This is a genomic window from uncultured Luteimonas sp., assembly GCF_947492465.1.
Lineage (GTDB): Bacteria > Pseudomonadota > Gammaproteobacteria > Xanthomonadales > Xanthomonadaceae > Luteimonas.
The window spans coordinates 1-20,861 of record NZ_CANLNF010000014.1 but is presented as its reverse complement, the minus strand read 5'-3'; the positions used below and the strand labels follow the sequence as shown (position 1 = coordinate 20,861).

Genomic DNA, 20,861 nt, shown 5'->3' with positions numbered 1-20,861 from the left:
AAGGTCGGCAACGATCCTTTCCTACGATCCGCTCCATCGCTTCGCGTTACCCCTTGCTCGATACAGTCCCGGCTTCGCCTGTTGCGAGCCGTGCTTTCCCAACTGATCCAAGGAGTAACACCATGTCAGAGCGCCAGACCGGAACCGTCAAGTGGTTCAACGATGCCAAGGGCTTCGGCTTCATCACCCCGCAGAGCGGCGACGACCTGTTCGTCCATTTCCGCTCGATCCAGGGCAGCGGCTTCAAGTCGCTCCAGGAAGGCCAGCAGGTCTCCTTCAAGGTCGCGCAGGGCCAGAAGGGCCTGCAGGCTGAAGAAGTCCAGGCCGAGTAATACCGGCCAGACGCGGCAACGCGTCAGCGGTACCAGAACCCCGGGCGGCGACGTCCGGGGTTTTCTGTTTGTGGGGCCGGCCGGGCGCGGCCGAAGCCACGAGTCCGGATTCCCGGGGCCGAACGTGCCGCGGCCACCTTCTCCCCGGTTCTGCCGCATTTGCCATCGCTCTATTGCTTCAGCAAAACCTCGCTGACGTGGCGTCGTGGTGTCGGACCGACCTCGGGGCCATAGCCCAGTCGCAGGAGCAACTGCGGGTAGCCTTCCAGCCCCAGCGTGTCGCGGAGCCGGGAGCGGAGCGCCGGCACCTCGATCGGTGCATTCAGATAAGAAGCTGCCACGCCCTCGGCGTGCGCACGCAGGAGCAGCCGGGACAGCGCCTGCCCCGTGGCCAGCCACGCAGCCGGCGTGTCCGTGCGCGTACCGAGGACCGCAAGGAGCGGAGATTCCAGCGCCAGCCTGCGGTGTGCCATGGCCTGGGGTTTGCCGACATCCAGGGACCGGATGATCCACGGCGCTGCGCATGAGGCGAGGGCTCCCATCCCCAATGCGGCGCCCGGGATTCCGTCCCGCCTGCCGCTGAAACCGGGACGAATCCACTGCGCCAGTTCGCGGCGAAAGGCTGCGTCCGCGAACTGGCGACGATCGCCTTCGGCCACCAGCTGCGCCACCGCGCCGCGGTCTGCTGTCCCCGCAACCTCGTGGAACGCCACATGCTCGCCTGCAGCAGAGGCACGCAACGCCTTCACCAGCTGTGGTGGTACCGGGCGGGCCGCGAAATCGGAGCGATTCGACCGGCGCAGGGGAATGGCATGGAAAAGCCGTTCGTCGTCGGCATCCGGTGATCGCGCCTCGCCCATCCCCACACGCGCCAGCAGCTGGGGTTGATCCACGTCGGGAAACAGGTCCAGGACATCGGCGAAACCGAAGTGGCGGATGGCCAGGCGTAGCTGGCCGAGCGCGGCGCCACAGCTGATCGTAAGTTCCCGGTCTTCGGGATCGACAATGGGCAGCCGCCGCGCGCGATCCGCAAGCAGTTCCACACTGTTCCCGGCCAGGCGGAACCGCCATGGCTGGGTGTTGTGGCCGGACGGCGCGAGGATCGCGTAATGCAGGAGGTGGCGAAACTGCGCCGACGGTGGGCCCTGCCGGGGAAACCCCGTGTCGGATACGCGCCATGGATGGATCATCGAACGCTCCATCCTTCTAGGCTGGCGGCGATTCGATGGGCTGCAGCAGATCCCACATGTTGCCGTACAGATCGAGGAACACGGCGACTGTCCCGTAGGACTCGCGCCTGGGTTCGCGGACGAACTCGACGCCGCTGGCCCGATAGGCTGCGTAATCGCGCCAGAAGTCGTCGGTATGGAGGAAGAGGAATACGCGGCCGCCGGTCTGGCCGCCGATGCGGGTCTCCTGGTCCGGGGTTGTGGCGCGCGCAAGCAGGAGCCGCGACTCGGTGGCGCCGGGCGGGGAGACGACCACCCATCGCTTGGACTGCTCCGGTACGGGCGTGTCTTCCACGAGCCTGAAGCCAAGCTTGCCCACGAAGAAGTCGATCGCTTCATCGTAGTCGCGGACGACGAGGGACACGAGGCCGAGCGACTGTTTCACGGTGGGGGTCTCCGATGATGGCCAGGGTGGGGCTGGGGCCGGCGCAACACAGGTCGGCCGGACGCCATCATGCGTGTAACCGGCCTGGACAGCCGGGTCCGGTACGGCGCAGCGAATGCCGCGCGTCTCAGGCATGGCTGACGGACCCCTTCGAGCCGATCGCCGATCCGTGTGCGGGCGGGCCGGGGACGGTCGATCCGTTTTGCCTGATACCTTTCTGGCTGCAGCCATCGACGGGCAGGCCAACGATCCGCGTCGGGGTGTCGCTGCCACGCCGGGCCAGCGCGCCGCCGGCGCGAAAGTCATGCGCCCTGGAATTGTGTAATGTCCGAACTTCGTGCCCACTGGACGCCTGCCATGCGCCTTCGAGTTTCCGCGTGCCTGCTGGTCGTGCTTGGCCTGTGCGCGGGCGGCGCCCACGCCCACTTCAGCGTGGACATGAGCGACACCCACAAGTCGCGCCATGGGCCGGGCGAGATCAAGAGCGCGCCATGCGGTCGTCCCGACAGCGCGCGCGGCGACCACGTCCACACCTATGCGCCGGGCGAGACGATCAGGCTGTCCTGGATCGAGTACGTCGGGCATCCGGGCTATTACCGCATCGCGTTCGACCCGGATGGGGACGACGGATTCAGGAATCCGGCGAGCATCAGGCCGGCGGGTCGCGCCTGCGGTGTCGGCGAACCCAACTGCGGGGCGGGCGACTTCCACAACAACAAGCGCGTGCTGATCGACGACTTCGGCCGGCACGCCGACAGCCCGAACGGCCAGCGCTATTCGATCGCCCTCAAGCTGCCCGATGTGGAATGCGAGAACTGCACCCTGCAGATCATCCAGGCCATGACCGAACTGGACAAGGCGCCCTACGATCCCTCCGCCCAGGACGCCAACGACCTCTACTACCAGTGCGTCGACCTGCGACTGCGGCGCGCTCGCTGACGGACGCTCAGGGGCTGGCCAGTCCAGGCGCGGCTTCGGTCCACCCCGACGCCTGTGCCGCCGATTCCACCCGGTTGCGCCCGGCGCTCTTGCCGCGATAGAGCGCCGCATCGGCGACCAGCATCGCCCGCGCAAGCGAGGCATCGTCGGCAAAGCGTCCCGAGATGCCCACGGTGACCGTGCAGCGCAGTTCCTCGTCGTCCGGTCCATGCAGCAGGACGGTCGACTCGACGGCGTCACGCACGCGTTCGGCCACGTACCGCGCCGTCGCATCGTCGGCCCCCAGGCAGACCACGGCGAACTCCTCGCCGCCCATCCTGCAGACCAGGTCGTCCTTGCGGACGGCACCACGCAGGACATCGGCAACGGCGCACAGCACGGCGTCGCCTGCCTGATGGCCATAGCGGTCGTTGATGCGCTTGAAATGGTCGACGTCGACCAGCAGCAGGCGCGCGCCGACGCCGGAACCGCGCAAGCGCGCGTCCAGCGCCTCGGTCAGCCCGCGCCGGTTGAGCAGCTGCGTCAACGGATCGCGCGCGGCCATGCCGCGGAGCGCGTCGGTCAGGCGACGCAGCACCAGCCAGACGATGGACGGCGGAATGATCGTCGCCAGCGAGCACATGTAGACGTAGAAGACCATATGGAACCGGCTGTCCATGCCCAGCGCCGCCAGGCCTCCCGCCAGCAGCTTGGCCAGCTTGACGACGTTCAGTACGCCGATGCCGCCGATCAGCACGACGAACAGCACCACCTCGCCACGCAGGTCGCGGGCGAAGGTGCGCAGGCCCGCCAGCAGGACCGCGATCATGCCGGCGAAGCACAGCGCGCATGTCGCCGAGAGCAGCGCGTAGCGCGCCACCGGACCCCAAGCCGCATCCACGACCACCTGCGCGATCGCGTAGCCCACCCCGACCATGAGCAGCGGACCGCGCAGCGGCGCCTGCAGGCCGAAAAAGCGAGCGCCACCCACGCTGTAGGCCAGCAGCGCGCACAGGGTGAGCGAGTGGTTGACCACGCTCATCCAGCTCAGGCCCGTCGGCCCTTCCAGCAGCTGCAGCACGTACGCCGTGCCCAGCGCGAGGTTGCCCACCGCGAACGCGTCCGTCCCCATCTTCTCGCGGCCCAGGCGCCGGCTGATGAGCAGGAACATCACCGTGAAGCTCAACAGGTACACGCACAGCATGCCGACGAGAAGGGTGGCGATCATCAGGCGTACGACATCGGGCAGGCAGGTGCACGGACCGCCGGCTTCCTGATGGCGGTCTCTCGCGCGGAACGGGTGGAAGGCCGCCCCCCGGCGACCTCGGCTGCAGCGGGGCGGCGGGCATCGTACCAACCGCGCAAGCCCGCCGTGCCGTACGAAAGATCGGCCGCGGCGCCGGAAACCTGAATCCGCGCCCCTGCGTCGAAGCGCGGCCAGCACATCCGCCGGCGTCGCCGGTTTTCCTGGCGCGGCGCATCGAAGGTCGCCGCACGTTGCCCTCCCCAGACGCAGGAAAGGCGGGCCGAAGCCCGCCTTTCCGTGCCACCTCAGAAGAGGGGGCTGCGCTTACTCGTTGGCGGCACCGACGGTCAGACCGCTGGCGTCGACGTTGCTCACGCCCTCGATCCCGCGCGCGATCCGCGTTGCGGCATCGATCTGGGCCTGGTTCTCGACCTGGCCGCGCAGCGTCACCACGCCATTGAGCGTGTCGACGTTGATATCGAGGCCGGACACCTCGGACTCGGCCAGCAGCGACGACTTCACCTTGGTGGTGATCCAGGTGTCGTCGACCGGCTGATCGGAATTCAGGCCGTCGCCCGGGCCGTCGACCATGTCGGCATCGGCGGTGGCGTCCACCGGGTCGACCGCGGTGTCGGTGGCCGGGGTCATCGGGGTCTGGTCGGCCGGGGTCGTATCCGGGGTCATGTCGGCGGTGCCGTCGGCGTCGCGGTCGGCGGCGCAGCCCACGGCAAGCGCGAGCGCGGACGACAGGGCAATCACGAGCGGAAGACGGGAAATCTTCATCGGGGTACTCCGTAGGTGGGGACGGGCCGAAGTGTGGGGGATGCCCCTGTCCACGACGCGTGACTGCGGTGCTGCGGGTGTTAAGCCCTTGTGAGCCGGGGTACGGCCCGACGCGCGAAATCGCGGGGCCGTGTCGTCCTCGCGGCTGGTCGGGGAACACGGGTGGCCTGTCTTACGCCAGGCCACGATCGGGAAATCGTTGCGACAGCCCTCAGGCGCCGCCCTGCCGCTTCTCGGCCTTGTCGGGCACGTGGGGATTGGACAGCTGCCCCGGGTGCGCGTCCTCGCGCTTGGGCGGCGGTGCCTGTTCCTTGCGCGACTTCTGCATGCTGTCGGGAGTCTGGGGCGTGCCCATGGCGCTTCTCCGGGGAGGGGAGGGCGCAGCCTGCGCCGCGCGGGATGATGCACGCGTGCAGGCATCGCGAATGGGCGGGCGCGACCAGCGCCCGGGGGTTCAGCTGAAATCCGCGTCGAGCACGATCCGGTAACGCGCCTTGCCTGCGCGCAGGTGGTCCAGGGCCTCGTTGACCCGGCTCATCGGGAAGTGCTCGGTCTTCGGCGCCACGTCGTGGCGGGCGGCGAAGGCCAGCATCGTGTCGAGCGCGCCGCGCGAACCCGTCGGCGAAGCCGACAGCGACTTCTGTCCCGACAGCAGCGAGAACACCGGCACCGGAATCGGCTCCAGCACCGCACCGACCACGTGCAGCCTTCCCTTGGGCGCCAGCGCGGCGAGCAGGCCATCCCAGTCCAGCGACGCGTTCACCGTGTCGATGATCAGGTCGAAGCTGCCGGCGAGCTGCTTCAACGCGGCCGCGTCGCCCGTGGTCACCACGTGGTGCGCGCCGAACGCGCGCGCCTCTTCCTCCTTCGAGGCGCTGGTGGTGAACGCGGTGACCTCGCAGCCCCAGGCCCGGCAGAACTTCAGCGCCATGTGGCCCAGCCCGCCGATGCCGACCACGCCGACCCGCGCGGTGGGCGGGATCCCCAGCTCGCGCAGCGGCGCGAACACGGTGATGCCGCCGCACAGCAGCGGCCCGCACTCGGCCGAATCCAGGCCTTCGGGCAGCGGCACCACCCAGACCCAGTGCGCCCGCACCTTCTCGGCGAAGGCACCGTGGCGACCGCCCAGGGTCGGCTGCACCTCGCGGCACAGGTGCTGGTCGCCGGCCAGGCAGGCATCGCAGTGCAGGCAGCTGTGGGCGTTCCAGCCCAGGCCGACCCGCTGGCCCATCACCAAGCCCTTGGCGTTGGCGCCCAGCGCCGTGACCCGGCCGATCGCCTCGTGCCCGGGCACGAACGGGTAGCGGCTGAAGCCCCAGTCGTTGTCCAGCATCGACAGGTCGGAATGGCACACGCCGCAGTGTTCGACCGTGATCTCGACGTCCTCGGCACCCAGCTCGCCGGGGTCGTACTCGAACGGTTCCAGCGGAGCACCGGGCTTCGGTGCGGCCCATGCGCGATAGGAGGTCATGGCGGTTCCTGAAAGGGATGGGAAGATGGGACGCCACCATACGCCTGCAGGGGGAAACGGGTCGCGAAGGCTGCACCTCGACACGCGCTCGCGCGGAGGCGCCTCGAAGCGCTCGCGCGTCCGCCTCCCGCTTGCTTCATTGCTCCTGGAGGCAGGCCGCGTACTTCCATCGACAGGAAGAAAGTCGACTCCGCCCCCTGGGGCACCCTCCATGGGCCTGACGTTGCCCTCTGGCGGCTGGCCAGGTGCCCATCCGGCGATGGACGTGGACCCGGGCCCCGCGCTCCGGGCCGCCTCGTCCTCGTCCAGGCCGCAGGCGCGTGGCCGAGCCATGATGGCGCCAGTCGCAAGCCGCGGAACCCCGGACTCCGCCAAAACCTGTCCGCACGCAAGCCATTTCCAGTTGCGCGCAAGCGAATCCGGCTCGCGCGCGAAGCAGGGGACCGTCGCGCGCAAGCGGAATCGGCTTGCGTCCGGTCCGGAATCGTTTGCGCGCGATACCCGCCCGCCCGATCGCAAGGGGAAACGGGTTGCGCGCCAGCGACATCCGCTTGCTCACGACCGGAATCCGTTTGCGCACGAGCGGCGCCCGCCCGCCGCCGGGCGACATCCGCTTGCGGCGCGCCGCATCGCCATCTCCCGCGCGTCGCCGGGTGGCGCTACTGTGTGCCGGTAGCGCCGGCCTGGTGGTTGCCCGAGCGCGCCGGATCCGTCCCCGTCCAATCCGAGAGGTGCCCCATGCGCAAATGGATGTCCATCGCACTGCTGTCGCTGTCGTCGGCCGCCGCCTTCGCAGGCACCCCGCTGCCGGATGCCCCGCACGTACTGGTGCACGGGGAAGGGAAGGTGAGCGTGGCGCCGGACTCGGCGGTCGTGACGATGGTCGCGACGCACCGGTCGGCGGACGCTGCCGAGGCCAAGCGCGTGGTCGACCGCGCGGTGAATGCCCTGCTGGAAGCCGCGCCGCGCTTCAAGGTGAAGCCGGACGAGATGTCCGCCTCCGACCTCGCGCTGCACGAAGACGTGGATTACGACGAACGCGACCGGCGGCTGCCCACCACGCACATCGCCACGCGCGAGGTAAAAGTGCGGCTGGGCGACCTGGACCGCCTCGGCCCCTGGACCGACGCGGCGCTCGCGGCCGGCTTCACCAGCATCGCCGAGATCCGCTTCGCGTCCACCCGCGAGGCCAGCCTGCGCGAGGACGCGCGCGCGCGTGCCGTCGCCGACGCGAGGGAGCAGGCAGGCGGGCTGGCGTCGGCATTCGGCGGGAGGCTGGGGCCGGTGTACAGCATCAACAGCCTGGGTTCGATGCAGTCGGCCGGCTACGGCAACACCTCGCTCGACAGCATCACGGTCACCGGTTCGCGCGTGGACGCCGCCCGCTACCTGCAGCCGAAGATCGACGTGACCGAGCGCGTGTCGGCGGTGTTCGAGATCGTGCGTTGAGCCGACGGGGCGTCACAATGCCTCGACCAGGCGGACAACGCCGCTGGCGCCCTTCCCGCTTGTATCAGTTCGTTTCGCCCTTTGAGTCGCTGGTCCCGCCACAACCGGGCTGGCAGGACATCCCATGCACGTACTCTCATTGCTCGCGCATCCAAGATCGGACAGCTTCTGCCATGCGATCTCCGGCCGGGCGCGATCGGCGCTCCGCGCCGCAGGCCACGACGTCACCCACCTGGACCTCCATGCCGACGGTTTCGACCCGAGGCTGACCGCCGAGGAGGCCTACTCGATCGGCGACAGCGTCGAGCAGACGCTCGCGCGCTCGACCGATCCGCTGGTCAGTCGATACCGCGCGCACGTCGCCGCGGCCGACGGCCTGCTGGTGGTCCATCCCAACTGGTGGGGCAAGCCGCCCGCCATCCTGTCCGGGTGGCTCGACCGGGTGCTGGTGCCGGGCGTGGCGTATCGGCTGGAGCGCGGGGAAGGTGAGCCGCAAGGCCTGCTACGGGCGCGCACGGCCCTGCTGTTCAATACCTCCGATACGCCCGAGGCGCGGGAACGCGATGCGTTCGGTGACCCGCTCGAGTCGATCTGGGGCCGCTGTGTCCTGCCGTTTTGCGGCGTCGAGCGCTACCGCCGCGTGGTGTTCCGGCCCGTGGCCGGCAGCACCGCCGCGCAGAGGACGCAATGGCTCGACAGCGTGGAATCCGCGGTCGCGACCAGCTTCGGCGGTTGATGCGGCAACGGCCTCCCCGCCGCCACTACCGCGCGGAAACCCGAATGCTGTCTGCCGGATCCCGATCCGGCTAACGGCCGAACAACATCCGCGCCCGGGACAGCAGCAGCTGCATGATCAGCGCCACCGGAAACGTCCGGTACGACGGCGCGTCCGCGGGCAGGTCGCCAGCGTGATCCGAGAACCGTGTGGCGATCCGCGCCTGGAGTTCCGGCGCTTTGTCCTGGATCCGGAAGCGATAGATCGAGATCCAGTGTTGCGCATTGTCGAACGCCAGGAACATGGCGCTGTTGCAGCACGAGGCCACCATGCGTCTGGTGGGCGAGCCATTGCGGAGCCGGTGCGGCCTGAGAAGTCCGCTGCCTGACGGGATGGTGTAGCGATCCTTGCGATGGAGCACGTAGTGCGTCCCGCCGAAAGCGTCCATCGTGGGCTCCGGGGACGGCAATGCGTCGATCCGGTGGGCAGCCGATTGGCAGTCGTCGCAATGGCAGGCCGCGCAATAGATGTGCCCGCCCTCCAGTGCAATGCTCACCTGGCCGCACGAACAGGTCGCGATGGTGCGTTGTTCTGTCACGCAGGACTCCTCCTTGATGGTCAACGGGTTGCGATGCGTGTCGGCCGGCCCCGCTGCGACGCGGATCCGCGGTGGGTTGCGAAACCCACCGTTCCGTTCGGGCACGTCAGACGCGAGGCGGGTTGGCCGGGTCGTTCCGACGGAAGTCCATGGTCCAGTTGACTTCCCATGTGGCGCCCCCGTCCGGCGAGAACGCCTGCTCCCAGCGAAGCTCGTCGACGCCGACCTGCGACCATACGAAACGGATGGTGATGGGGACGCCGTTCAAATGGTCCGATGCGAAAAACGTCCCCACCGCGTTCTCGAACCGTCCCACCACCGGCACATCGATGCGGCCGGGGAAGCGGCCGTCCAGCCACCAGATGGACCAGGTGTCCTGCGCCGGGTCGTACGAGCGCAGGGCCACGGCGCGAAAATCGCCGTCGGGAAAGCGCAGCAGGTTGTCCTCGATGCTGCCGTAGCCGCCCAGCACCTGGCGCGTGCTCATCTGCCCGTCGAACTCGACCCACTCGTCGCAGCCTGCCAGGCGCTCCTTGAGACGCCGATGCCGGACATTCCAGTCACCGAGTACGAAGTCGAAATCGCGAGGCGCGTCGGGGAGGCGTTGCAGGGACATGGTGATTTCCTGGGTGGGAAGAACGTGGGTCGGGAATTCGCGCTCCAGACCCAGTGGGAGGGTTCTACCCCAAGACTATGTCCCTGACACCTTTTCTTCCCCAGGTGCGTTCTCCACGCCGGACTCAGTTGACCGGGCGCATGCCAAGCGTCGCCCGGTACTCCGCAACGACCTGCGCGGCGGTTGGATTCGACATCGCCATGCCGTTGACGAAAACCGCAGGGGCGCCGCGCTTGAACACCTCGACCGCCCGGTCGATTCCAGCCATCTGTTCGGGCGTCGGGTCCGCCACATCGAAGAAGAACGAATCGCCCCTCACGACCGGGATCCCGCGCCGGATCAGTTCCTGGGCGAGGGCCTCGGTCCGCCGCGCCTGCTCGGAAGGGCAGTGCCGCGGCGCGAGCACCAGGATCGCGTCGCGCGCAACGCCACCGGGCATCTCGACGGGCACGAAGCCGTTCACGCTTATGGCCACTCCGGCCAGAGCGTCACGCTCAGGCCACAACTGGTAAGCGCCGTAGATCCCACAGGCCAGCATCAGGATCATTACGGTTCGCACGAGCACTGCCTCCCCAGCCGGGCATGAAACTCAAGGGCGATCCTTGAGCCTTCTACGCATCTCATCCGTCGAAGCGTCACCTGTGGGCTCGCCGTTGCGTATGCCGCATGGAAGTGAGCGTACTCCGCTCTTGTTGATCCGTTATCGTCCCGTTGGGCTGGTCATCCCGCCTGCCCGGCCAGGACGGAATACTCCGCGCCACGCACGCACTTGCGCGCCTCGTCTTCGCTGTCGAAGTCGTCGATGGTCAGCACGCCCCAGCCGTTGCCGGTCACGCCCACCCACAGATAGCGCACCTCGCCGGGCGCCGTGGTCACCGTGGTGAAGCCGCCGGAGCCGGAACTCATGCCATCGTGCCGCAGCAGCACGCCGTGTTCGCCGGGTTCGAGTTCCGCGTGCACGAAACTGTTGGCCTTCAGCGTACCAATCGGCTTGTTGTCCACCAGCACCACGGTCTTGACGCCCTTGGCCACCAGCAGGGCGGACTCACGGCACACGTACAGGCTGGTCTTGCCGGGTACGGGTTCCAGTCGCTTGAGTTCGTCGGACCGCGACACACTGCCGGATTGATACGTGGCGCAGCCGGACAGCAGCAGGCAGGCCGCGCTCATGGCGGCCATGACTCGAGTTCCCTTCATCTTCCCCTCCCCAGGTCGGGACGGCCGGAATGGTCTGCCGCGCATGGATTGAAACAGGTGCCGAGTGAGGAATCCAGCGGAATGTTGCGGTCCCGGCGCGACGCCGCGGAGCGCCTCGCGCGCTCGACGCGGCGTGGGGAGGGTTCTACACCAGGAAAATGTTCCTGCCACCATTCTTTCGAGGCATCGACCCCACTGCATGCGGCACGTGGACGGCCCGTACGCGGGCCGCATGCCGGCCTATGCCGTTTCCGCGGGCCGCTGCGCCGTGCGCTTCGCGCGATAGGGCAGGACGAACAGGTACAGCCCGGTCAGCACCAGCAAGGCCAGCGGCAGCAGCGGCGCATAGGTGATGAGGGGCGGTGGCGGCCCGAACGCCATCGCCGCGAAGTTGGCCAGCACCGTGAGCACGAACAGCATCGAGATCCAGCGGTGCAGCTGGCGGATGCCACGCCCGCCGTTCATGGCGCGCTCCGCTGCTGGATCATCTTCCAGCCGTTGCCCGACGGGTCGCGGAAACCCGCGTCCACCGTGCCGTACCGGTCGATCGGCTCCTGCGTGAACTCCACGCCCGCCGCCTGCATGCGCGCATGGGCAGCGCGGCAGTCGGCGACCGACAGCACCAGTGGCGGCATCGCCCCCTTCGCCACCAGCGCCTGGGCCGCCTGCGCGGTGGCCGCGTCGTGCACGGGCGGGCCCGGCAGGAACAGGCCCAGTTGGAACGAAGCTTGCTGCGGATGCTGCACCGTCAACCAACGGTAGCCCCCGTTGCTCACGTCGGTGTGCACCCGGAAGCCCAGCTTGTCCACGTAGAACGAGAGCGCCTCGTCCTGGTCACGCACGTACAGCCCCACCACGCCCACGCCTTCCATCACGCCACCTCCTCGGGTTCGGTCGCGGACGTTGTACCGCCAGCGCGCCGTCGCCGCTTCTCCGAAACTGCGATGTTGAGATCGGGCCGGTGCGCGGCGCCCAGCACGCATCCAGGGACCAGGCCAGGCGCCTGCACCGCTGCACGCGCGTCGAGCCGCAGCTGGCCCGGCTGCGCCCCGGTGATCTCGCGGAACACCCGGCCGAAGGTGCCCAGGCTGCTCCATCCGGTCTGGAATGCGATGTCGGACACCGGCAGGTCGGTTTCGCGCAGCAGCGCGGCGGCGCGCTCGATGCGGCGGGTGAGCAGGTAACGGTGTGGCGGCAGGCCGAAGGCCTGCTTGAACGCGCGCGCGAAATGGGAAGGCGACACCGCGCTCACCTCGGCCAGGCGCCGCACCGGCCAGTCCTCGTGCGAGGCAGCGTCCATGCGGTCCCTGGCCCGCAGCAGGCGTCGCAGCAGTTTCGGGTCCGCGGGCATGGGGTCGTGTCACGCATCCGTGCATAGGGTGGTGGGTCCGCCGCAGCGGGACCTTCTGTGGCAGAACATGCACGCACTCGGGGCTGGACTGCCAATCGCCGGCTGAAGAGGGTGGGCCCTCGCCGGCAAGCATAGCCCGCTTCACGTTCTCCCCGCCCCAGGGACCCAGTTTCGCTGCGAGGATGCCGCTGGCCTCCATTTCCGCACGAATCGGGGTCAAGAATTCCCTTCGTCGCCCGATAGGTGTTCTGATGGCCACGGTTGGCCGGCCGTGGCGGCCGGGAAGACACGTGTCCCCTCCTGGTCGCTTTCCACTGTGCGACGGGCAAGGGCAGCATCGTTGCCGTTCTCCTCATGGAGCCGCACTCATGCCAGCACGGGAAGCGGGAAACGCGCACGGCGGGACGGGAGCAGACCAGGCCGGCGCACGCGGGTGGCTGTCCAGCCCTCTGCTGTGGGCAGTGGCGTTGCTGCTGCTGGGCCTGCTGGGCACCGCGGCGATCGCACGTCACGAGTGGACGCAGCAGCAGCGGCGATCCGAGTCGCTGCAGCAGGACCTGGCCACTGCGGCGCAATCGCGCATGCGCCAGCCGCTGCAGGGGGCGGCGATGGTGCTGCGCTCGATGCAGACCGTGTTCCTGTCCAGCAAGGGCATGAACCAGCAGGAGTTCGCCCACTACCAGCAGAACCTGCGTCCGCACCAGCTGGCGCATGGCTACGTGCTCACGGCGTTCGCGCAGCGCCAGGCCAGCCCCGACCATCCCGAGCCGGACGCGTATCGCTACCGGTTCGTGGCGCCGCTGGACGGAAACCAGGTCCTGCTGGGCTTCGATATCAGCCGGCAGCCGGAGAATCTGCGGGCGTTGCAGCTGGCGCGCGACCGCGACCTGCCCACCGCGTCGGCACCGTTCCAGCTGCTGCAGTTCCAGGAAGGGGCGGACAGCGCGCTGGGGATCACCGTGCGCCTGCCGGTCTATTCCCAGGGCACGGTTCCGCTGACGGTGGCCGAACGCCGTGCGCGCGAGATCGGCGCGCTGGCGGTCAGCCTGCGGCTGGAGCCGATGATCACCCGGGCGCTGGAGGGCCGGGTGCTGGAATACATGCATGTGCATATCCGCGATCTGGACGCGCCGGCGGGCCAGGATCTGGTATTCGCCTCCGCGCAGCCGGCCCCGACCCTCCCGCAGCAGGTGCGCCAGGTGGATTTTGGCGGCCGCCGCTGGGAGATGCGCCTGTGGCCACGCAGGGACACCGCCGAATGGGGGCCGCTGCGCGCGATTCTCGTCGCCGGCACCACGATCAGCGTGTTGCTGGCGCTGCTGCTGTGGTCGCAGATGACCACCCGGCATCGTGCGGTGGAACTGGGGCGGCGAATGAGCGTGCGCTTCGGCGAAAGCGAAGCGCGCTTCCGCACCCTCAACGAGCTGCTGCCGGCGCCGGTGCTGCTGGCCAATGGCGACGGCAGCCGGATCACCTATGCCAACCAGGCCTCCCGCGAGTTGCTGGGCGATGTGGTCGGCTTACCTCTGTGCGCGCTGTTCGCCAGCATCCGCGCCTGCGAGGACGCCATCGCCATGGCGACGGGCGGCAGTGGCTGGCGCAGCCAGGAGGCGATGCTGGCCCCGGCGGGCCGTGCCCCGTTCTGGATCAATGCGTCGCTGGCGCAGGTGGAGGTGGAGGGCGTTCCGCACCTGCTGATGGTCGCCACGGATACCAGCGCACAGCGCGCGCTGACCGACCGCCTGCATTACCAGGCCACGCATGATGAGCTGACCGGGCTGTGCAATCGTCGCGAGTTCGAGCGGCTGCTGCGCGAAGCGCTGGCCGGTCATGGCGGTACTGCGGCGGCCGGGCCATTCGCGCTGCTGTACTTCGACCTGGACCAGTTCAAGCTGATCAACGATCTGTCCGGGCACGCGGCGGGCGACCAGTTGCTGGTGCAGCTGGCGCGGGCGATGCGCGTCGATCTAGGCCCCGGCAGCATCCTTGCCCGGCTGGGCGGAGACGAGTTCGGCGTGCTGGCGCCCGGCGTGGACCTGGCACAGGCCGAAGCGCTGGCCGAGCGCCTCCGCCGCAGCATCGAGCGGCACATCTTCCGCTGGCACGAGCGCACCTATACGCTCAGCGCCAGCATCGGCCTGGTCATGGTCGAGTGCAAGGGCAGCACGCTCAAGGACCTGCTGGCCTGGGCCGACAGCGCGTGCTACCAGGCCAAGGAAAGCGGGCGCAACCGCGTCTGCACGTATCGCGAAGATGCCGCCAGCACCCATCGCATCGGGGAGATGGAGTGGGCCAACCGGCTGCGCGGGGCGCTGGAGCAGGGGCACCTGCTGCTCGACTACCAGGAGCTGGTGGCGCTGGACCCGGCGGCGGGTGAGGGCGTGCACGTGGAGCTGCTGCTGCGCCTGCGCGACCCCGCCGGCGGCGTGATCCTGCCCGGGGCCTTCATTGGCGCAGCCGAGCGCTACGGGCTGATGCCGGCCGTGGACCGCTGGGTCATCCGGACCGCGCTGGCGAACTTCTCGCGGCTGCATCCGTGCGGCGCGCAGCTGCATAGCTGTTCGATCAACCTGTCCGGTGCCAGCGTCGAGGACGATGGCCTGGCGGACTTCATCCTCGATGCGGTGGCCACGTTCGGGGTGCAGCCGCAGCGGCTGTGCTTCGAGATCACCGAAACGGTGGCGGTGCGCGACCTGCAGCGCGTCGCGCACGTGATCGAGCGCCTGCGCGCGGCCGGATGCCGGATTTCGCTCGATGACTTCGGCGCCGGCATGTCCTCGTTCGGCTACCTGAAGAACCTGCCGGTGGACGCCATCAAGATCGACGGCAGCTTCGTGCGCGACCTGGGACGCGAGCCGGTCAGCCGCATCATCGTCGATGCGGTGACCCGGATCGGTCACGAGCGCCAGCTGCGGGTGATCGCGGAATGGGTGGAGGAGGAGGGCGTGCTGTCGGTGCTGCGCGAGCTCGGCGTCGACTATGCCCAGGGTTTCCTGCTGCATCGGCCAGAGCGGGTGGTGTTCCAGCGCGACGTTCGGTGAGCGCCCTATACTCGCGGGCCCGCAGGCCATCCACCGAAGGAGCCGGATCATGACCGATCGCAGCCGCCGAGACATCCTCCTCGCCGCCACCGCACTGGCCGTCGGCGCGACCGCCACCGGCGCCCGCGCGGCCGCGTCCACGCCCGCCAGCAAGGCATCGTTCCCGCCGGTCGTGCACCACGTGTTCTTCTGGCTGAAGAATCCGGATTCCCGGGAGGATCTCGCAAAGCTGCTTGCCGGCCTGCGGACGCTGGCAGGCATCGACACCGTGCGGGGCATCCACATCGGCGTGCCGGCGGATACCGAGCAGCGCGGCGTCGTCGACGGCAGCTACAGCGCCTCGGAAATCCTGTTCTTCGACGACGTGGCCGGCCAGGACGCGTACCAGGTCCATCCCATCCACAAGCAGTTCGTCGCCGACTGCGAGCACCTGTGGGAGCGCGTGGTGGTGTATGACGTGAAGGCCGTCGCGCCGTAACTCTCGCTCCCGGAAAGCGGCAGGTACATCTTGTACGTCGCTTGCGCATTCAGCGACTCGGCCCGGCTCGGCGGTGGGCCGGTGGCAAGGAAGTGAACCTGACCCGTTCCTTCTCCTGCTCACGCTCCGTTCGACGCCGGCTAAACAGATACCAGCACAGCCACAGGCCGCCGGGCAGCACGATCAACGCCAGGATCGCCGGCCACGGCTTGTCCATTGAACTGCGCGAGCCAGAGAACGCGGCGATGGCGGCGTACGGCACGGTGCCGATGCAGAAGCCGGCAATGAACCGGCGCAAGGGCATGCGCGTGGCGCCCGCCAGGCAGCAGCTGACCTCGGGCAGGATCGGCAACGCTCGGCAGACCAGCAGCACGAACATGCCGCGCTCGGCGAACACCGCCCGGATCGCGTCCATCCGCGCCGGGTCGCGGTAGATGCGCGACAGGGTCGTCGTGCCGTGCCGGCGGCCGAGGGCGTAGCCGCATGTTCCAGCCGACAGCATCCCCACCGAAGCTGCAGCGGCTCCGAGCGGCGTGCCGAGGAAGTAGCCGGCCAGGATGGCAAGGGTCAGCGTCGGCATGGCCACGAACAGGTCCGCGAACAGCAGTGCCACCACCACGCCGGCCACGTACAGGGGCTCGACCGCGTGCGCCTGCGCAAGCCATCGCCGGATGTCGTCCAGGGTCAGCAGGCCGCTCCACCGCAGCACGACGAAACCCATGGCGAAAGCCGCGGCGAGCGCCAGGCCGATCCGCAGCAGGTCACGCGCGCCGGGGCTCATGCGCGCCTCAGGATCGCGGCCGGGATCGCCGGGGAGATGCGCGTCAGCAGCGGCAACCAGCGGGCCTTGCCCACGTACACCTCGTCGCGGCCGCGGACGATGCCGTCCACGATCTGCGCGGCGGCGCGGTCGGCGCCCAGTTTTCCGCGACCGCGCCCGGTGGTCATCGGCGTATCCACCAGCGGCAGGATCGCTTCGACCACCGCCACCGGCGTGCCCGCCAGCTGGTAACGCAAGCCGCGCGAAAGCGCATGCAGCGCGGCCTTGGTCGCGCAATACACCGCCGCATCGCGCTTGGGATGCAGGGCCAGCCCCGATCCGATGTTGACGATGCACGAGGGCCGCCCGTGTGCGCGGAACACCCCCAGTGCGTGATGGGCGAGCCGGGCCGGGGCCACGAAGTTCACCGCGGTCTCGCGCGCAATGCCGGCCGGTTCGAAATCCGGATCGACGAAGCGTGGCGTGAGCTGGATGGCGGCGTTGTTGACCAGCACCGACAGTCCGGGGTGCTCAGCGGCGATGCGCGCCCAGCACGCGTCCAGCTGCTGCGCATCGGCCAGGTCGCACGCATAGGCGTGGCTGCCCGGCAACGCGTGGCGGGCCTGCTCCAGACGCTCGGACGAGCGCGCCAGCAGCGCCAGCCGGTGGCCCATCACGTGCAGCCTGCGCGCCAGCGCCAGGCCCACGCCGCTGCTGGCGCCGGTGATGAGGACGGTGGCGGGTTCGGATAGCATCACAGTCGGTCCGCGGTTTGCCGGCGCGCACTGTGCCGCCGGCACGGCGAGGTCCGCATTAACCCGGGTTTATGCCCGTCCCGGAGTGCACCCATGTCGGCCGAGCGTCCTGATCCCGCCGGGTTTGCCGAATGGCTGCAGGCGCATCCGCCGGTGCGGCCGTACCTGCGCCGCCTGCAGGTGGCCGCTGGCGAGCCTGTGTTCCGCCAAGGCGATCGTTGCAGCGATGTCTTCGTGCTTCGCTCGGGCCTGGTGAAGATCGCCTACGTCACCCACCAAGGCAGGGAGCGGGTGAAGAGCTTCATCGCCGACACCGGCCTGTTCGGATCGCGCAGCGCGCAGCTTGAGGGTGGAGGCAGCCCGTTCGCGGCCACATGCCTGGAGGATTCCTCGCTGGCCGTGGTGCCGTATCCGGTGTTCCGGGCGGCTGCGCTGGCCGATCCCGCGCTGATGCGCACCATGTTCGCCTTCAACGAATGGCTGGCGATGAAGAAGGAGCGCCGCGAGTACGACCTGCTGTGCCGTTCGGCCGAAGAGCGCTACCGCGCCTTCCTGGCGCAGGAACCTGCGCTGGCGGATCGCCTCACCCAGGGCGACATCGCCCGGTACCTCGGCATCACCGCCGTCGCACTCAGCCGCATCCGGCGACGGCTGGCGATGACGACTGAGTAGCGCGTCCCATTCCGTCGTACCGCCGAAAAAGGGGTTGGGTTCACTCTCTGGACGAGGTGTCACCAGAGAAGAATGGATCTGACCCCGTCCTCCGAGAAAAAATGGACCTGACCCTTTTCCTTGCCGTTGTTCCTCTAGCGTGCTGCTCGGCGACACCTCATCTTCGCCTGGCCGTCAGCAGGACCACGCCGATGCCCCCCAGCACGAACAGCGCCGAGACGGCGGCTCTGGCGCTGACCTGCTCGCCCAGGACCAGGACGCCCAGGACGGCGCTGATCACCGGTACCGACAGCTGCACTGCGCCGGCGCTGATCGCGGCCAAGCGCACGCGCACCCAATACCAGATGACGTAGCCGATGCCCGAGGTCAGCACACCCGACACCAGCGCATAGACCACTCCCGCCTGGTCCAGGCTCAGGCTGCGGTACTGGAGCAGCATCAGCGCCAGGGCGAGGGGAATAGCCAGCAGGAAGCTCAGCGCCGTGCCGGCCAGCGGGCTCTCGCCCGGACGCCCCGAAAGCGAGAATGCGCCCCAGGCAAATCCCGCCAACGCCATCACCGTCGCGGCGCCCAGCGGCGGGGTCGAAGCTCCGGGCGCCAGGAACACCACCAGTCCCGCGCACGCCATCAGCAGACCGATCCAGCTCGTCCGCTCGCCCCGGACGATGCCGTAAGAGATCATCAGCAGCTGCACCGCGGCAAACAGCACCAGTGCGCCTGCACCGGTCTCCATGTTGCGATAGGCGAAAGAGAACGCCGCCGCATAGGTGAACAGCAGCACCGCCGGCAGCCACCCATCCCGCAGCCGCCCTGGTCGCTGCCGCCGGAACAGCATGATCGCCAGCAGCGTCAGCGCGCCGGACACGATCCGGATTGCGGTGAACGAGGCCGCGTCGATCGACGTCGTATCCATCGCCATCCGCGCCAGCAGCGAATTGCCGGCGAAAGCCACCATCGACGCGCAGGTGAGCAGGGCCACCTTGCCTGTGGATTCCCCAATCACTTGATCCCGACCATACGAGGAAAAGCAGAGGCTTGGCAGGCTGCTGGAACAGAGCCAGAAGAACAAGCCTCCAACTCGTCCCCCCGCGCGAGCTGGCCAGATTCAAGACGCCCCTGACACCTCCTCTCCCACGGGCTATGGAGTGGAGGGGGCGGGTTAATCACCTCTGGAGTGTCTGGGCGTCGGACACTGCATCTGGACGCTTCCGGAAGGTCGAGCCCTGGCGCTTGTGATTGTTCAGACCACAGCTGCCACATCGCTGTCGCTGGCGGGCATGCAAGATGCCCAGCCGAGATGGAGGTTGGGTCCTGTGGCCCTGGGGACGGCGGTCAGCTGGTCTTTCGCAACGGAAACGCCGAGGGCGGCGCCGAAGGCGATGTAGTCGGCAAGCGAGGCGGGGTCATCGACGAACGACTGCGCGATCATGACGGCGTGCACGGCGCCAAATCGCTCGGCTTCGATCAGGGCGGAGGCCGTGCGGTGGAAAAGCTGGTAGCGAAGGCGGCCGTCGGGCGGATTGGCGGCGCCGAGCAAGCCGCACAGAGACTCCAGACGCTGGACCTTGCCGGGCGACGCGTCCTTCAGCCAGTCGTCGAGGGGTTCGCCGAAGGTCTCGCCCGCCTTGCCCTCGACCGCCATCGATATCAGCGCGTTCCCAGTGCGCAGCAGCGTCCAGACATCGTTCTGGGATGCCCGGCCGGGCGCCGCAAGCTTGACCTTGTGCTCCGGCAGCACCACTAGCGCGGTGGCGCCGGCCAATGCCGGCTGCGTATCCAGAAGCGTAGCGATGGCAGGTGGAAGGCCACGCGACGTAGCCTGTGCAGCCTCCCAGGACATGGCCGTCTCGAATGCGGACTTGCCGCGCTTCCAGTGCTTGTCAGGATCGGCGAGCAAGCCTTTCCAGTCGGAAGGGCCGCGGGACGGGATCAGGACGCGACTCATCGATACCCCTTCGTCGAGCGCCCGAGGACGCGGATTGAAGACCAGCAATTAAATCCAGAACGGTGTTGCGCCTCTCAAGCTTGGTAGCGAACTGGGGTCAGAGCAGAGTTTTCGCCTGGACGGGTGTGAAAGTCGACTCTGACCCCAGTTTTGACCTCCGGCACGCGCTGCAAGTGGAGTGCGAACAGTTCAACTTCCGCCTGAAGAAACAAACCTGACCATTCTCCCTTCAGACGCTGCCCTCGCGCTCGACGACGAGGATACTGGCCTCGCCCAAGGGATGGGCCAAATGCTCCGTGCCGACAGCGGCAAAGAAGACGTCACCTGTCTCGAGGATGGTGCTGTGCTCCACGCCAGCGTCCCGGTAACGCATCTCCACCCGCCCATCAAGGACGGCGAAGACCTCCTCCCCATCGTTGATGTGCCACTTGTAGGGCTGATCTGTCCAATGGAGCCGGGTGGTGATACCGCCCATGTTGGCGATGTCTGCGGCGCCCCACGGCCGATCCGCTTTGAAGGTGCTGCCTCGGAAAATCTTCATGCCGTCTCTGTCTGGTGCGTACATGTGAGTAAGTGGTGGCGGGCCCGACTTCGTGTCAGGAAAGTCGACTCCGACCACAGGCCCGGGAAACTGGAGCAGGCTAATTACCTCCCTTTTGTTCCTCAAGCTACTGACCTTCTCCCGGCTGGCGAGCAGACGGTACGGAGAAAGTCGACTCTGACCCCAGTTCGTCCGCTCTGACCCCAGTTCTGGCACATCGTGGCGCGGAACCGGGCTCAGAGGAACGTTTCGCCTAGGTGTGTAAACCCAAGACGTTGTTCAGTGGAAGCTGGATGCGGCTAATTGGGGGTTGGTAGCCAAGGCTGGCGTGCGGCCGGTGCCAGTTGTACTGGTGCAGCCAACGAGGAAGAGCGTGCCG

26 protein-coding genes are annotated in these 20,861 nt (G+C 68.4%); 7 read left to right on the top strand and 19 right to left on the bottom strand.

The window, feature by feature from the left end:
- Positions 1-122: 122 nt before the first annotated feature.
- Complete coding sequence (locus Q0863_RS17880; RefSeq protein ID WP_298581583.1) at positions 123-332, top strand: cold-shock protein; 210 nt, start codon at positions 123-125, stop codon at positions 330-332.
- 170 nt (positions 333-502) lie between these two features.
- Here the strand turns inward: Q0863_RS17880 and Q0863_RS17875 are convergent, their stop codons facing one another.
- Together Q0863_RS17875 and Q0863_RS17870 are read right to left on the bottom strand one after the other, a co-directional pair.
- A complete protein-coding gene (locus Q0863_RS17875) occupies positions 503-1,522 on the bottom strand; it encodes a nitroreductase family protein (protein WP_298581581.1) in 1,020 nt (339 codons plus the stop codon).
- Between the two features lie 16 nt (positions 1,523-1,538).
- Positions 1,539-1,946 (bottom strand): VOC family protein, encoded by a 408-nt coding sequence (locus Q0863_RS17870; protein ID WP_298581579.1) that lies wholly within the window; start codon positions 1,944-1,946, stop codon positions 1,539-1,541.
- Between the two features lie 324 nt (positions 1,947-2,270).
- Here Q0863_RS17870 and Q0863_RS17865 point away from each other — a divergent pair, with 324 nt between their 5' ends.
- Entirely contained in the window at positions 2,271-2,885 is a 615-nt protein-coding gene (locus tag Q0863_RS17865) for an SCE4755 family polysaccharide monooxygenase-like protein (RefSeq protein WP_298581577.1), read from the top strand.
- Between the two features lie 7 nt (positions 2,886-2,892).
- Here Q0863_RS17865 and Q0863_RS17860 read toward each other — a convergent pair whose 3' ends face one another.
- From Q0863_RS17860 to Q0863_RS17845, 4 genes are all read right to left on the bottom strand, one after another.
- Positions 2,893-4,092 (bottom strand): GGDEF domain-containing protein, encoded by a 1,200-nt coding sequence (locus tag Q0863_RS17860; protein ID WP_298581575.1) that lies wholly within the window; start codon positions 4,090-4,092, stop codon positions 2,893-2,895.
- Between the two features lie 342 nt (positions 4,093-4,434).
- On the bottom strand, positions 4,435-4,893 hold the full coding sequence (locus tag Q0863_RS17855; protein WP_298581573.1) for a BON domain-containing protein: 459 nt from the start codon (positions 4,891-4,893) through the stop codon (positions 4,435-4,437).
- Positions 4,894-5,104: 211 nt separating this feature from the next.
- Entirely contained in the window at positions 5,105-5,248 is a 144-nt protein-coding gene (locus Q0863_RS17850) for a hypothetical protein (RefSeq protein ID WP_298581571.1), read from the bottom strand.
- 99 nt (positions 5,249-5,347) lie between these two features.
- The gene (locus Q0863_RS17845) at positions 5,348-6,364 is read right to left on the bottom strand and encodes an NAD(P)-dependent alcohol dehydrogenase (RefSeq protein ID WP_298581569.1); all 1,017 of its coding nucleotides are present in this window, start codon (positions 6,362-6,364) and stop codon (positions 5,348-5,350) included.
- Positions 6,365-7,114: 750 nt separating this feature from the next.
- On the opposite strand from Q0863_RS17845, the gene Q0863_RS17840 reads away from it, so the two are divergent.
- The gene (locus Q0863_RS17840) at positions 7,115-7,813 is read left to right on the top strand and encodes an SIMPL domain-containing protein (protein ID WP_298581567.1); all 699 of its coding nucleotides are present in this window, start codon (positions 7,115-7,117) and stop codon (positions 7,811-7,813) included.
- A gap of 124 nt (positions 7,814-7,937) precedes the next feature.
- Positions 7,938-8,549 carry an NAD(P)H-dependent oxidoreductase gene (locus Q0863_RS17835; RefSeq protein WP_298581565.1) on the top strand — a complete coding sequence of 204 codons (612 nt, stop codon included), beginning with the start codon at positions 7,938-7,940 and terminating at the stop codon, positions 8,547-8,549.
- 70 nt (positions 8,550-8,619) lie between these two features.
- Here Q0863_RS17835 and Q0863_RS17830 read toward each other — a convergent pair whose 3' ends face one another.
- The 7 genes from Q0863_RS17830 to Q0863_RS17800 form a co-directional block, all read right to left on the bottom strand.
- The gene (locus Q0863_RS17830) at positions 8,620-9,231 is read right to left on the bottom strand and encodes a DUF6151 family protein (protein ID WP_298581563.1); all 612 of its coding nucleotides are present in this window, start codon (positions 9,229-9,231) and stop codon (positions 8,620-8,622) included.
- Between the two features lies 1 nt (position 9,232).
- Positions 9,233-9,742: a hypothetical protein gene (locus tag Q0863_RS17825; RefSeq protein WP_298581561.1), complete on the bottom strand. Its 510-nt coding sequence runs from the start codon at positions 9,740-9,742 to the stop codon at positions 9,233-9,235.
- 124 nt (positions 9,743-9,866) lie between these two features.
- Positions 9,867-10,289 (bottom strand): hypothetical protein, encoded by a 423-nt coding sequence (locus Q0863_RS17820; protein WP_298581559.1) that lies wholly within the window; start codon positions 10,287-10,289, stop codon positions 9,867-9,869.
- A gap of 173 nt (positions 10,290-10,462) precedes the next feature.
- Complete coding sequence (locus Q0863_RS17815; RefSeq protein ID WP_298581557.1) at positions 10,463-10,921, bottom strand: hypothetical protein; 459 nt, start codon at positions 10,919-10,921, stop codon at positions 10,463-10,465.
- Positions 10,922-11,179: 258 nt separating this feature from the next.
- Positions 11,180-11,404 (bottom strand): hypothetical protein, encoded by a 225-nt coding sequence (locus tag Q0863_RS17810; protein ID WP_298581556.1) that lies wholly within the window; start codon positions 11,402-11,404, stop codon positions 11,180-11,182.
- Positions 11,401-11,811 (bottom strand): VOC family protein, encoded by a 411-nt coding sequence (locus Q0863_RS17805; protein WP_298581553.1) that lies wholly within the window; start codon positions 11,809-11,811, stop codon positions 11,401-11,403. Before Q0863_RS17805 ends, Q0863_RS17810 begins: the two co-directional genes overlap by 4 nt.
- The gene (locus tag Q0863_RS17800) at positions 11,811-12,290 is read right to left on the bottom strand and encodes a helix-turn-helix transcriptional regulator (protein ID WP_298581551.1); all 480 of its coding nucleotides are present in this window, start codon (positions 12,288-12,290) and stop codon (positions 11,811-11,813) included. The genes Q0863_RS17805 and Q0863_RS17800 overlap by 1 nt, the downstream gene beginning before the upstream one ends.
- Before the next feature lie 368 nt (positions 12,291-12,658).
- Between Q0863_RS17800 and Q0863_RS17795 the strand changes: the two genes are divergently transcribed.
- Both Q0863_RS17795 and Q0863_RS17790 read left to right on the top strand, forming a co-directional pair.
- Positions 12,659-15,331, top strand: coding sequence for an EAL domain-containing protein (locus Q0863_RS17795; protein ID WP_298581548.1), 2,673 nt, complete (start codon positions 12,659-12,661; stop codon positions 15,329-15,331).
- Between the two features lie 49 nt (positions 15,332-15,380).
- Positions 15,381-15,809, top strand: coding sequence for a Dabb family protein (locus tag Q0863_RS17790; RefSeq protein ID WP_298581546.1), 429 nt, complete (start codon positions 15,381-15,383; stop codon positions 15,807-15,809).
- A gap of 49 nt (positions 15,810-15,858) precedes the next feature.
- Here Q0863_RS17790 and Q0863_RS17785 read toward each other — a convergent pair whose 3' ends face one another.
- Positions 15,859-16,590 (bottom strand): VTT domain-containing protein, encoded by a 732-nt coding sequence (locus Q0863_RS17785; protein WP_298581545.1) that lies wholly within the window; start codon positions 16,588-16,590, stop codon positions 15,859-15,861.
- The gene (locus Q0863_RS17780) at positions 16,587-17,324 is read right to left on the bottom strand and encodes an SDR family NAD(P)-dependent oxidoreductase (protein ID WP_298581543.1); all 738 of its coding nucleotides are present in this window, start codon (positions 17,322-17,324) and stop codon (positions 16,587-16,589) included. Before Q0863_RS17780 ends, Q0863_RS17785 begins: the two co-directional genes overlap by 4 nt.
- Before the next feature lie 93 nt (positions 17,325-17,417).
- On the opposite strand from Q0863_RS17780, the gene Q0863_RS17775 reads away from it, so the two are divergent.
- Positions 17,418-17,996 carry a Crp/Fnr family transcriptional regulator gene (locus Q0863_RS17775; RefSeq protein ID WP_298581541.1) on the top strand — a complete coding sequence of 193 codons (579 nt, stop codon included), beginning with the start codon at positions 17,418-17,420 and terminating at the stop codon, positions 17,994-17,996.
- A gap of 157 nt (positions 17,997-18,153) precedes the next feature.
- On the opposite strand, the gene Q0863_RS17770 is transcribed toward Q0863_RS17775, so the two are convergent.
- From Q0863_RS17770 to Q0863_RS17755, 4 genes are all read right to left on the bottom strand, one after another.
- Positions 18,154-19,065, bottom strand: coding sequence for a DMT family transporter (locus Q0863_RS17770; RefSeq protein WP_298581538.1), 912 nt, complete (start codon positions 19,063-19,065; stop codon positions 18,154-18,156).
- A 171-nt stretch (positions 19,066-19,236) separates the two neighbouring features.
- On the bottom strand, positions 19,237-19,941 hold the full coding sequence (locus tag Q0863_RS17765) for a hypothetical protein (protein WP_298581536.1): 705 nt from the start codon (positions 19,939-19,941) through the stop codon (positions 19,237-19,239).
- Positions 19,942-20,170: 229 nt separating this feature from the next.
- Positions 20,171-20,482: a cupin domain-containing protein gene (locus Q0863_RS17760; RefSeq protein ID WP_298581534.1), complete on the bottom strand. Its 312-nt coding sequence runs from the start codon at positions 20,480-20,482 to the stop codon at positions 20,171-20,173.
- Between the two features lie 253 nt (positions 20,483-20,735).
- On the bottom strand, positions 20,736-20,861 hold a 126-nt coding region (locus tag Q0863_RS17755; protein ID WP_298581630.1), incomplete at its 5' end, for an integrase core domain-containing protein.